Source organism: Sphingomonas edaphi, assembly GCF_003583725.1.
Lineage (GTDB): Bacteria > Pseudomonadota > Alphaproteobacteria > Sphingomonadales > Sphingomonadaceae > Sphingomicrobium > Sphingomicrobium edaphi.
Window position 1 is genome coordinate 183,531 of the sequence record NZ_QXTF01000004.1, and the last position, 12,160, is coordinate 195,690.

The window sequence follows — 12,160 nt, forward strand, 5'->3', positions numbered from 1 at the left end:
GAACGGCTCAAGACGGTGGAAGACGGACTTTCGAAATTGGAACGATCCAGTTCGCCGAACAGGTAAACGACAATCTTTGCTGAGACCTCGGGGTGTAACCTTACGCCGCAAGTCTGCTCGTTCGGCCACGGGCAAAGTTCTGCAAATCCCGAACGGCCGCCACAGCAAAGTCGAGCGAAGGCTGGTCGACCAACCGACCATTCTGAAACTTCGTGTGCACTTCTCCAATGACAGTTTGCGGCCTTGGTACGATTACTGACTGAGTAGCCAATAATGTCTCGTGCAGCTGCGCCTGTGCGCGGACGCCACCTGTGAAAGCAGGAGATGCGCTCAGGGTAATTACCGGCTTTCCAATGAGCGACGATGAACCGTAGGGTCGCGATGCCCAGTCAAGGGCGTTTTTAAGAACGCCCGGCATGCCGTAATTAAATTCAGGCGTAACAAGTACCAGACCGTCTGCTGCCGCGATCGCGTCGCGCAATTCGGCAACCGCCCTCGGTGCATCCGGGCCATCCAGATCCTGATTATACAGCGGCACATCGGCTAGGCTGTGGATCGCAAGGTGGAGATCGCCGGAGAGCTTCTCCTGCAGCGACGTTAGGATACCGGTTGAATAAGAGTTAGCGCGTAGGCTGCCTGAAAGACCGAGAAGTGATGTGGACATCATTACGCACCTCCCTTCGGGGTCTTCAGCTTGAATTCGGCTTCCAGGTGTAGCGTGATCTCGTTGCCAAGCAGCGGCAGGCCATAGTTGATGCCGAACTCGGAACGCTTGATCTTGGCTTCGCCGTCGAACCCGAGCGAATATCGCTTGTCTACGGGATTGATCCCCGCCTGGTTGAAATCGGCATCGATCACGATCGGCTTTGTGATGCCGTGAAGAGTGAGGTTTCCGGAGATCTTCGCACTGTCTCGATCGACCAGCCTGATACCCGTCGCCCTGAATTGCGCCGTCGGGAATTTCGCAGTGTCTAGGAAGTCAGCGGTCTTCAGGTGCTTGTCGAGACCCTCGTGGAAAGTTCCAACGCTGTCAGTCTTAACTGAAGCATCAAGCTTGCTGGCGGCCGGATTACGGACGTCCAGATCAAGGTTCGCGGTGACGTCGGTGAACTGCCCAACGTAGGTCGAAAAGCCCATGTGGTCGACCGACCAGGTAATCTTCCCGTGCGCCGGATCGAGCACATAGCTTCCCGACTTCACCTGGACGGGATTACGAACAAACGGATCTGCTTGCGCGATGGCAACGCCGGAGAGGGCCGTGAGGCCAAGAGCGGCAATGATTGCAAACTTGCGGGTCATGTAGGTCTCCTTGAAATGGGGTGGCGCGCCGCCAGGGAGGAGACAGCGCGCCGGGGGGAGTTCGTCAGGCAGCGTCGACGAGGACCAGTTCGCTGTCCTCAATCGCGGTGATCTTGATGGAAGCGACATCCCGGATCGCGGCGCCGTCGCGGGCATTTACGCGTTGCCCATTGATCTCGACAACGCCGAGAGCGGGGACCAGATACGCATTGCGCCCGCTATCCAGCGGATATTCGACCGTCTCGCCAGCTTTCAGGGTCGCTCCAGCCACCCTGGCATTGGCACGAATTTTGAGAGCGTCCTCGTCGCGATCCAGTCCCGAAGCCAGCGTCACGAATTTGCCGGATCGCTCTCCCTTAGGGAAGGGGCGAGCGCCCCAGGACGGCTCCCCGCCCTTCTCGGTCGGTTGAATCCAGATCTGAAAGATCTGAGTGGCTTCGTCCTCGTTGTTATATTCCGAGTGGGCAATACCGCTCCCAGCCGACATGACCTGAACGTCACCCGCCTCGGTACGGCCAGCGTTGCCCTGGTTATCGCGGTGACTGATCGCACCTTTGCGGACGTAAGTGATGATTTCCATGTCCGAATGCGGATGAGGCGGAAAGCCGGTGTGCGGTTGGATGGTGTCGTCGTTCCAAACGCGCAGTGCGCCCCATCCCATGCGGCTGGGATCGTAGTAGCTGGCAAAGGAAAAGTGATGTTTGGCATCGAGCCATCCATGGTTCGCGCCGCCGAGCTGATTGAAAGGTCGAACCTCGATCATTTGTTCTTCTCCACGAATGCGTCTTGGCGTTGAGAAGAATGTAGGCACGACCTTTCATTCAAGATATAGAAATGCCGGAAAGGCATCGGTGACGAAACTTACATGGCCCGACTGCCCGATCTCGAAGCACTCGCAATCTTTGCCCGGGTAGCGGACCTTGGATCATTCGCAAAAGCGGCTGGCGACCTGAAGCTCTCCAAACCCACCGTGTCCAAGGCAATTACCCGTCTTGAAAGCCGGCTGAAGGTCCCGCTTCTGCATCGCACGTCGCGCACGCTGGCGTTGACAGACAATGGCAAAGCCGTGCTCGAACGGGCCCGACGAATACTGGAGGAAGGTTCCGCAGCCGAGGCAGAAGCATCCGCTCAGTCCGAGACGCCCACGGGCACTGTCCGCCTCACAGCACCCATGTCATTCGGCTTAGCGGAGATAGCACCGCTCCTTCCCGAATTTTTGGAGACCTACCCTGATGTCCGAGTTGATCTAAACCTTAGCGACGCACACGAAGACCTGATCGCGAAAGGCTACGACCTCGCTGTCCGAATAGCTGCGCTTGCCGACTCTTCCTTGCGGGCTCGCAGGATTAGCGCGGTCGATACGCCGATTGTGGCGGCACCCGCCTATCTGGACCGAGTAGGACGACCAAAACATCCCATCGATCTCGAACTACACCAGGCCATTCTCTATTCGAACTTGCCGACGCCGTCGGTTTGGCGGTTACACCATGAGCAACAGGGCGAATGGGTAGTTAACGTTCCTGCACGCCTCCAGGCGAACAACGCTGACGCCATCATGCCCGCGCTGATTGCTGGATTGGGCCTAGCGATTCAGCCCAGCTTTGCCGTCTGGCGCGAACTCAACAGTGGAAAACTGGAAGAGGTCTTACCGGGCTGGCGACCACGGCCGATCAGCCTTTATCTAGTGATGCCGCCCGGTATTTTTCGGCCGATGGCAGTTTCAGTGATGATTGATTTCCTGGCAGAGCGGTTAGCGCGATCATCATGGACGAAAATCGCCGAGTGACAGCGGGCTGCAGGACGGACCGTTCTCGGGCGAACCATGAGGCAGCACGCTCGGCGCGCGGCGCGGAACGATAATAGACGAATGGTTGAGTGTCCTTGAGAAGAAGCGCCCCGCTGGACAAAGGCCAGCCTGACCCTCATGGCCACGACGTCTCAGACAAGATGTGAGCCCCATGCAAGACGAAGAATATGTCTACGACGAGCTTAGTGGTGAATGGCTGCCCGCCTCAGAACTCGCAGCCCGTCATGAAAAAACTGAGCGGGTGGAGGTGCACGATGCCGTGGGCAATGTTCTGTCAGATGGAGACCAGGTCACCCTCATCAAGGATTTAGAGGTAAAAGGGGCCGGACAGACATTGAAGCGGGGAACCCTGATCAAGTCCATTCGGTTAACGGGCGACCCACAGGAGATAGATTGCAAATACGAAGGGATCAAAGGTCTCGTCTTGCGCGCCGAGTTCGTCCGCAAGCGCTAAAGCTGTCGGTTACCTCGTCGACTTCTCTGATGCCCCCGCCTTGTGCGGCGAGCACTAGGCCGATGGTTCAATCTCAACCGATCGCCGAGACGAATCCACCGCCACCAATTTGGATAGAGCCTCCGTCAGCTGGCCACGCGTCACCGGTTTTGAAAGTAAAGCCAACTCTTGAGCGTCCTCGCGGAGTTCGCCCGGGTGTCCTGTAAGCAAGAGTATCGGGAGATGGGGCCATCTAGCGGCAGCGACCGCAGCCAGCTCGTCGCCCCTCATTGCGGGCATCAACACATCAACAATTAGTGCATCGAAGGACATTGTTTCCAGCATCGAGAGACCGTCCGTCGCGGATGAGATCGCGATCACCTCGTGGCCCATATCATGGAGTAACGTTTCAATGGCTGTTCGGGCGAGCAGGTCATCGTCAATCAACAAGATGCGCAAGCTGCTCAATTCACCCAGCCCAGTGGCATTCTGGCCTTCATCGACTTCGAGGCCGTAATCGCCCGCTTCCGGGAGCCAGATTTCTGCAGTCAGGCCGGATCCCGATGCGTTGAGCAGCTTGAGCGCCCCGCCAAACTGTGCGGCGAGTCCGTGCACCATCGATAAGCCGAGCCCTGTCCCCTGCCCGACCCCCTTGGTCGTAAAGAAGGGCTCGATTGCCTTGGCCAAGATGTCCGGGTCCATTCCGCCGCCCGCGTCTGTGACCGAAATTACGCCATATGAACCCAAGGGTAAGTCAGGATCATCGGACTGGGTTACTGACCTTCGGCTAAGTGCAATTTCGATCTTGCCATCGCCCTTCATCGCATCGCGCGAATTAACGGCCAGGTTGAGAATGGCGAGCTCGAGCTGACTTGAATCTACCTTCGCCAAAACGGGTTGCTGCGGCGCGCGAAATTCAAGGTCGACACCGGGGCCTAACGTTCTTGCTAGAAGATCTTCCAGGCCCAGCACCAGCGCCCGGACATCCACCACCCGACTTTGCAGATTTTGCCGACGTGCAAATGCCAGGAGACGCTGCACCAGCGTTGTCGCTCGATCCGCGGCTTCTGCCGCGCCAGCAATGAGACGGCTCGATCGCGGGTCATCGGCGTGGAGGCGACGAAGTATGTCAAGGCCGCCCACGATCGGGGTGAGAAGATTGTTGAAGTCGTGCGCTACGCCGCCTGTTAATTGGCCCAGCGTCTCGAGCTTCGCCATCTGGCTCATCTTCTCGTTGGCCTCATCAAGCTGCCGCTCTTTGGCTACGCGATCCGTGACGTCAGTAGCGAACTGGTACGCGCCTACCTGCCTGCCCGAATTGTCGCGCAGTGCATTGAACTTCATCTCGTAGACCCGGCGATCTCGGCCTTCGTCGCCATATTCTCCGAGCTCCAGGAACTCTTCTCCGGCAAGGGCGCGGCTCCAGATTTCCTTCAATCGCTCGCGTTCATCAGGAAGGTGACGCAGCACATCCAGCATGGACTCGCCCACTTGCGGACGATGGCCGAATATCCTCTCGAACTCGTCGCTCGCGGCCCGGTTCACTGCAAGCCACCTAAACTCTAGGTCCGCTACCTGGACGAAAGAATCTGTTCCTTCGACAATGTCAGCAAGCACGCGACGCTCGGCTAGAGCGTCCGCAATGCGCCGTTCCAACTCTAGGTTAAGTGCCTCGAGTTCAGCTTGCTTCGCTAGGACGGTGGCGCTTTGCGCCTCGATCTGCAGGATATAATCTGCAGCAACATGCTGCCGAGCGCGGTCTCGCAGGGCCGCCTGAGCGGCCGACACTAGCACTAAAGGCCGAAGCGGCCGCTCCAGAATGGTGACGTTACCAAGTTTTTCGATCACTAGTGTCGGCAGCTGGCTGGTCGAATTAGGCAGCGCGAGGAATATGATCGGAATATCCGACCATGGCTCCTGCTTTGCCAATCGGTGTGCAAGTCGCTCAAGCGCTCCGTGTCGAAAGGCTTCCTCGGCGATGATTAGCGCCCCGGCTCGTTCTCGATCGAGAGCTTGGACTAGCGAGTCAATGTTTGCTTCAACGCACGTCGCCAACCCGGCTCCAGCCAGGATTTTCGCAATCACATCGGCATCGCGACCCGAGGGAGCCGTAATTGAAACGCGTTGAGGCACACCTATTCCCGACTTTGGAGCAACTTTCCGGCCCGGGGATTAAATTTTGGCACCCCCGTTAAAATGCCCTCGAACTCGTCGAGTTGCTCACCAACGCGAAGACCCTGTCGATCGATCCGATATTCTCGGATCGACGACTGGTGCCCTCCGGTCCGTTTCTTGATGACGGAGACCGCACGCTTCAATTCACCACCGGTTTCGAAGAACCTACAAAGCAGGACGGTGTCGGAAAGATAGGTCAGATCCACCTGAGAATGCATGGGACCAACCATGCCGTGCTGGGCCAGGATAAGGATCGTCATGACCCCTTTTTGATTCAGGTACGTCAGCAATTCATGCATCTGAAGCATCATGAATTTCTCAGCGGGCATCGAATTCTGATAGCCTGACAGGCTATCCAGCACGACGACACTCGTCCCAAGCTCCTCGACGTACTGACGAAGAGTTTCACTTAGCTCGCCCGGCGACAGCTCAGCAGGATCGACCTGTCTGAAGTGGAATTGCTCGCCGTCATAAGCAGGAAAATCGAATGATAGCCCGGCCGCGCGTTTGAAGAAGTTCCGCCGCGTCTCGTCGAAACTGACGAAAAGAGCTTTTTCGCCGCGCTTCAGCGCCTCCAGCACGAACTGGGCGGCCATCGTCGACTTTCCGGACCCGGCCGGACCGATTATCAATGAGCTGGTTCCACGGTCCAGACCTCCACCGAGCATCTCATCCAGCGCGGTAATTCCGCTGTTTGCAGGCCCCTGCTCGTCAAAACCATCGTTATGCTCGGCCGCAACAAGGCGCGGGAAAACGCAGACTCCCTTGCCGGTCCGGATCACATAGTCATGGAACCCACCGCGAAAATCGCGACCACGCATCTTATAGACTCGAATGCGTCGCCGCTCGGTCCCATAGGCGATCGTCCATTGTTCCAGTCGAATGACCCCATGAACGAGACTGTGCAAATTCGCGTCGTCCATTTCCTCCGTTAAGTCGTCTATGAAGAGTGCGGTGCACCCTTGCGCGGTAAAGAAATTCTTCAGCGCGAGGACCTGCCGACGGTACCGGAGCGGTCCCCCAGCGAGGAGCCGAATGTCCGACAGCGAGTCAAATACCACGCAGTGCGGCTTCACCCTTCGGACTTCAGCCATCACTATTTCGACGGTTTCGCCGAGTTCGAGATCCGAGGTGTGAAGAACCGTCTGTTCACGAGAAGTGTCGAGGCTCAACTCGGGAGGCGTGAGTTCGAAGACGTCTATTCCATCGAGGTCCCAGCCGTGGGTTTCCGCCGACTGGATGAGCTCCAGACGTCCCTCCGATAGAGTGATGTATAAAGAGCGCTCACCGCGCGCCTTGGCCGCCAGCAAGCACTGAAGCGCGAGCGTTGTCTTGCCTGACCCCGGACGCCCTTCAAGCAGATGGGCGCGCTGGGCCTCATAGCCACCGCCCAAGATCATGTTGAGCGGCGCTGAGCCGGTATCGATTTCCTGTCCGCCCAATCTCAACTCCAACAGCCCGCCATGGAACGTCTGGGTCTGTCGTGAGCGGGCACGATCAACCGACGCGAACGATGCGCGCTGTGTCAACTAGTACACACACATAACGGTTCGGTCTGCTCACTAGTGAACATATGGGCGATTTGCTCGTTTGCAGACGCGCAAGGAGTTAGCATGAAAGTTTTGAAGGAAAACAATCTGCTAGGAGCGTTGCGTCCGGATGACCTCGCGCTCCTCGAGCCGCATCTGAAGCCATGGGACGCCAAGGTGGGAGAGATTTTATATGAGCCGGGCGACGTGGTTCGTCTGGTGTATTTCCCGTTGGGCCCAAGCCTCATTTCCTACCGCGTTCTCCTGGCAGACGGCAACGCGGTTGAGACTGCGCTGATCGGCCGGGAAGGTGCGGTAGCAGGCATCGTCAGCCAAGGCGATCTGCCCGCTTACGCAAGGGCACAGGTCCAGTATTCCGGCCCGTTTCTGAGGATGGATGTCCAGCAATTGGACGCTGCTAAAAGCAGGTCGGCGACGTTGGCGCATCTGTTCGCCCGTTACGCGGACTGCGTGATGGCCCAACTGTTCCAATCCATCGCTTGCAATGCCTCGCACTCCATCGAACAGCGAACCGCGAAGTGGGTGATCTCAGCGATGCAGCGAACTGGAGACCATGTCGTTCCCCTTACGCAGGAGCAACTGGCGGGCATGCTTGGCGTGGGCCGCTCGTACGTCAGCAGGGTCATTCGGTCGTTGAAAGAGCGCGAGTTCGTAGAGACGCGCCGCGGATCCTTACTAGTGCGAAAGCCTGAAGCGCTGAACGGACTGGCATGTGATTGCCAACGGGCGGTCGAACGGCACTTCGGCCGGGTACTGAAAGGGGTGTATCCACATTCGTTCGACCACACCCGTAAGGAAAGTCACGCAGCCGATCCTGTGCAAGGCTGAATTCCCGGACGCGATCGGTCCATTGAGTAAATGGCTGAAGCTCGAAATTTGGCGTCATCACGAGAAAATGGGCGCGAGGCTGCCCCCGCAGTGCCTCGCGCCCAGCCGACTGGCGCCCGCTTCTTGTCGATTGCCGACAGGGGAGAATGCGGTCGCCACTCATTCGATCATTCGATCACTTTCCGGTGATCTTGCTTCGCCTGGAAAGGTAGACGTCCGAGCCGCCTTCTCCACCCGGCCTAGTCGATCCGAATAACAACTCGGTCCCGTCCCAGGACAAGGAAGCCCGCGATTCGACAGCGCTGCTGTTAATAGGAGCGTCGAGGTGGACTGCAGGACCCCACGGATCATCAACCGAAGCGCGGGTAGACACGAAGATGTCGGGTCCCCCAAGCGTAGTGTATCTGTCGGAATCCCAGACCATCTCCAGTCCATCGCGACGCACATTTGGCCTGGCGTCATTTGCCGAGCTGTTGACCCCACCCGTGGCAAGTTGCGCCGGCCCTCCATTGACGCTGTAGAAAATGTCCTGGCCACCATTGCGGGTGCTTGAAAAGTATAGGACCTCGCTGCCGCCATCGGTCTCGAAGAACGATGGGCTCCATTCCTGGGCCGCGCTATTAATGTTCGGTCCCACACTCGTGACCTTGCCGTTCTTGGAAACATAGATATCGCCGTTGGGCTCGGTGCGCTTACTGACAAAAAACAACCGGTTGCCCCGTGCGGGAGTCGGGCAGAAATCGTCTGCGCTACTGTTGATTGGCGCACCTGCGTTCTCCGGCGTTCCCCAACCTTCACCGTTGCGACGCGCTACCCAGATATCAAGGCCACCAAGACCGCCAGGTCGGTTCGATGCGATGTAGAGGGCATCGTCATACGGTGACTGGATGGGACAGCCCTCAGTGAATTCGGTGCTGATTTCTGGGCTAGAGCCCGGCAACGTCTTCACATTCACCGGAGGACCCCAATTTCCAAAGTCCTTTGCGGTTGCCGTAGGTGCACAAACGCAAAGACTGACCGCGATTCCCGCTGGCCAATAGTAGGACTTCCCGACCATCCCGCCTCTCCTCTGGTCACGTGCCTGTTCCGCGCGGAGCGAACTCCGTTGCGTCGATTGGAATGAATGAACGCAGGAATTAATGGGACACTGCGGACCTGATTTTTTGCTGATGCGCCGCTGATATTTAGCGTGGAGCGGCGGTCAGGGTCGGCGATAGTCTGGTTGGACCCCGGATTGACGCCAGTAGCGGTCAAGACCGATTTCCTCGACCAGCGGCTCAAACCGGGCATCAGCTCGCATCGAACGCGTGACGGGTTCGAATAGCAGGCGCGTATGCCGTTGGCCGGGGGTGAATTTGCTCCCCGGCGCCGGAGAGTCCGGCACGATAAAGCCGCGTCCAAAATAATAAGCGCCCGCGACTTCAAAGGCTTGGTCGACCCGTCCAAGCGCACTTAGAACACGAATTGCAGATTCCGCGCCAAAGCTGGAAACTCGGGCGCGTTCCATCTGGGCCACGCTGACCAGTTCACGCTGTTCAGGATTGCCACTCCCTATAGCCCGGGCCTGAGCAATCCACGCCGGTAAGGTCGGGCCATCGATATCGGAAGGGCGGCCCTTTGGGTCCTCCGCCAGTGCAATTGCAGCATCGGGCTTTCCGCTGAACATCTTGACGTGAAAACGGGTTATCCAAATCGTCCCCTGGGTCGGATAAAGCGCAGCGGCATCGTCCATGGCGCGGTCGGTTTCCTCAACCATGCCGGCGCTCCAAAGTGCACGAATATAATCGTTATAGACGGCCGGGGTGAACGGCTTGTGCCGGACCTTTGCATAATAGGACAACGCCTCCTTGGCCCGACCGACGAAGATTAGGGCAGCAGCTCGAAAGGCTAGTATTTCGTCCTCGTCGGGACGGTCAGACAGGGCGCGATTAAGGTGCCGATCCCGCTCCATCCAATGACCAATGAACGGAAGCGCCACCGACAAAGCCAACTCGCCATATCCGTTGCCTGGATCGAGCGCGAGCGCGCGCTGCGCCGCGGATTCTGCGCGGGCACGCAACGCGATACCTTCCTCCTGTTCCCTGTAATGAGACGGGACGGCATAGGCGCACCCCAGCATTCCCCAACCGTCGGCGTAGTCGGGCGCTATCGTCACTACGTGTTGCAGCAGGCCGATGGCCTGGTATTGCGCCTCGCGTGTGCTCTGGTCTCTTAGCTGCCGTGCCTGGGCGACGAGAGCCTGCACATTGGAGGGCACTGAAGCCTCAGATTGCCGACGGTATAGATATGCGCCACCACCGAAGATCGCTGCTGAGCCAGCGGCTAGGACAAGGTTACGTCGCGACAGTCGGGGGGTAACCCGCTCTGTTGGCCCGGCCAACGTTCCATGTCCCGGTAGATTTGCATCGCGGTCGGATTGGCTGTCGAGCTTGGTGAGCCGGTAGCCAATCTTTGTGATGGTTTCGATCTCGATGGATCCCGCGCCAATGCCATTCGCGACTTTGCGCAGGCGGGAGATGACCCGATGGATCGCATTTTCACCGACCACCTGGCCGTTCCAGCAAAGCATGGTCAACTCATGTCGAGTGACGATGCTGCCTTCAGCTTTGCTGAGCGCGATAAGCACCTGCATAACGCGATGCTCGAGGACTTCACGTTGACCATCGTCACGAACCAGCTCGCGCCGCGAGGGTGAAACGGTCAGCCGCCCCATTACGAAGTCCGGCTCGTGCGCAAGTTCGACCTTGCCCGAAACGCTCATGCCCCCTTCCGCCGGCTCCGACAGTGCCTCAGCCTATCCACTCGCGATCTGACCGTCGAGTCCCTGGCACCAACGGTCACTAGTGTCAGCCATTAAGGAAGCCACCGCGGCGGTATGGAATAGCGATGGACGATCAACAGGATGGAATGGACCGCAAAGAGACCGCTCCAGTCGACCAAACTGACAATGCCGCCGTTTATTCAGCGGTGCTCTGGAGATCGCGGTCATTCGATGTGCAGAAACAATCGAGCCATTTGTCGAAGAAAAGGTGCGCAGATTGTCGAACAATCTAGGTTCGTAACCGCGTTTTGGTTGTCGAAGCGCCGGACCACTTCCAAGCAAAATCGAGGCATGCTTTGTTCAAAACAATTTTCGCCACAGGTGCGCTTTTGGTCGCTGCTCCGCTGTCAGCCGCTCCCATGGAGGTGTTGCCGTCGGGGCACCCAATCGCTGAAGTCGCGCTCGATGGCTCCAAACCACTGCGCTTCATCATTGATACCGCCGCCAGTAGCACGTCGATCCTGCCTTGCCTGCGCGCGGCGATGCCAAGCTCCATGTTCGCTAGTGGTTCTCAAAACCTGGATGGGGCCGCAGGCAAGACGCAGATCGAAACGCTGACACTGAAACGCCTGACAGTCGATGGTCGCACCTTCGACGGGCTGACCGCATTCGCCCTTCCGCCTAGCCCGGTGGACGAGCTGGGTGTCGACGGTGTGCTAGGCGCCGATGTTATTGCGCGCTTCGCAGTGGAAATGGATATGCCGGGCCGAGTATGGCGCATGACAGACGCCCCGACCGAGGCGATGCTGAAGGGAATGCTCCCGCCTGTCCCGATCACGCTCGATGAGGCACTTACGCCCAGGCTGACGGTTCACTTGGATGGCACGGAAATTCCCGCCATCCTCGATACCGGTGCCAAGGGCACCATCATGAACTGGGCGGCAGCCCGGCTACTGGGTCTCACGCCCGATAGCCCTGGCGTCATCAAGGCGAGCACCGTCAAAGGCGTCACAACTCATGGGACAGCGAGTGTGACCAACACTTTCCGGGAGCTGCGCATAGGCCAGGCCAGCAGGCCCCAAGTCACTCTCCGTATCGCCGATCTTCCTGTTTTCACCGCGCTGGGTTTTGCCGAAGGGCAGCCGGCACTAATTCTCGGAATTGACATTCTTGCTGATCGTCGGTTCGTCATCGACCATCCTGGCAAGCGTCTATTCCTGTCGAAAACGACAGGCGGGAGCTAAAAAGTTCTGGCCAGAGTCCGGGCCCATTCTATCCGCTCAGCCGCGCGAGAACCGCACCTGGCG

The 12,160-nt window shown here is 58.3% G+C and carries 11 protein-coding genes; 4 read left to right on the plus strand and 7 right to left on the minus strand.

Annotation, left to right across the window (positions count from 1 at the left end):
- Window positions 1-100 precede the first annotated feature (100 nt).
- The 3 genes from D3M59_RS11245 to D3M59_RS11255 form a co-directional block, all read right to left on the minus strand.
- A complete protein-coding gene (locus D3M59_RS11245) occupies window positions 101-667 on the minus strand; it encodes an NADPH-dependent FMN reductase (protein WP_119533772.1) in 567 nt (188 codons plus the stop codon).
- A complete protein-coding gene (locus D3M59_RS11250; protein WP_119533773.1) occupies window positions 667-1,299 on the minus strand; it encodes a YceI family protein in 633 nt (210 codons plus the stop codon). The genes D3M59_RS11245 and D3M59_RS11250 overlap by 1 nt, the downstream gene beginning before the upstream one ends.
- Window positions 1,300-1,363: 64 nt before the next feature.
- Entirely contained in the window at window positions 1,364-2,062 is a 699-nt protein-coding gene (locus tag D3M59_RS11255) for a pirin family protein (protein WP_119533774.1), read from the minus strand.
- A gap of 102 nt (window positions 2,063-2,164) precedes the next feature.
- On the opposite strand from D3M59_RS11255, the gene D3M59_RS11260 reads away from it, so the two are divergent.
- Both D3M59_RS11260 and D3M59_RS11265 read left to right on the plus strand, forming a co-directional pair.
- A complete protein-coding gene (locus tag D3M59_RS11260; RefSeq protein ID WP_119533775.1) occupies window positions 2,165-3,085 on the plus strand; it encodes a LysR family transcriptional regulator in 921 nt (306 codons plus the stop codon).
- Window positions 3,086-3,257: 172 nt separating this feature from the next.
- Window positions 3,258-3,560 (plus strand): alkylphosphonate utilization protein, encoded by a 303-nt coding sequence (locus tag D3M59_RS11265; protein ID WP_119533776.1) that lies wholly within the window; start codon window positions 3,258-3,260, stop codon window positions 3,558-3,560.
- Between the two features lie 54 nt (window positions 3,561-3,614).
- Here D3M59_RS11265 and D3M59_RS11270 read toward each other — a convergent pair whose 3' ends face one another.
- Both D3M59_RS11270 and D3M59_RS11275 read right to left on the minus strand, forming a co-directional pair.
- Entirely contained in the window at window positions 3,615-5,468 is a 1,854-nt protein-coding gene (locus D3M59_RS11270) for a PAS domain-containing sensor histidine kinase (protein ID WP_147416759.1), read from the minus strand.
- Window positions 5,469-5,674: 206 nt separating this feature from the next.
- Complete coding sequence (locus tag D3M59_RS11275; protein ID WP_267896964.1) at window positions 5,675-7,156, minus strand: ATPase domain-containing protein; 1,482 nt, start codon at window positions 7,154-7,156, stop codon at window positions 5,675-5,677.
- 171 nt (window positions 7,157-7,327) lie between these two features.
- On the opposite strand from D3M59_RS11275, the gene D3M59_RS11280 reads away from it, so the two are divergent.
- The gene (locus tag D3M59_RS11280; RefSeq protein ID WP_119533778.1) at window positions 7,328-8,092 is read left to right on the plus strand and encodes a Crp/Fnr family transcriptional regulator; all 765 of its coding nucleotides are present in this window, start codon (window positions 7,328-7,330) and stop codon (window positions 8,090-8,092) included.
- A gap of 175 nt (window positions 8,093-8,267) precedes the next feature.
- Here the strand turns inward: D3M59_RS11280 and D3M59_RS11285 are convergent, their stop codons facing one another.
- Both D3M59_RS11285 and D3M59_RS11290 read right to left on the minus strand, forming a co-directional pair.
- On the minus strand, window positions 8,268-9,149 hold the full coding sequence (locus D3M59_RS11285) for a TolB family protein (protein ID WP_119533779.1): 882 nt from the start codon (window positions 9,147-9,149) through the stop codon (window positions 8,268-8,270).
- 144 nt (window positions 9,150-9,293) lie between these two features.
- Entirely contained in the window at window positions 9,294-10,853 is a 1,560-nt protein-coding gene (locus D3M59_RS11290) for a winged helix-turn-helix domain-containing protein (RefSeq protein ID WP_119533780.1), read from the minus strand.
- A gap of 419 nt (window positions 10,854-11,272) precedes the next feature.
- Between D3M59_RS11290 and D3M59_RS11295 the strand changes: the two genes are divergently transcribed.
- Window positions 11,273-12,097 carry an aspartyl protease family protein gene (locus D3M59_RS11295; RefSeq protein WP_158582018.1) on the plus strand — a complete coding sequence of 275 codons (825 nt, stop codon included), beginning with the start codon at window positions 11,273-11,275 and terminating at the stop codon, window positions 12,095-12,097.
- Window positions 12,098-12,160: the final 63 nt, after the last annotated feature.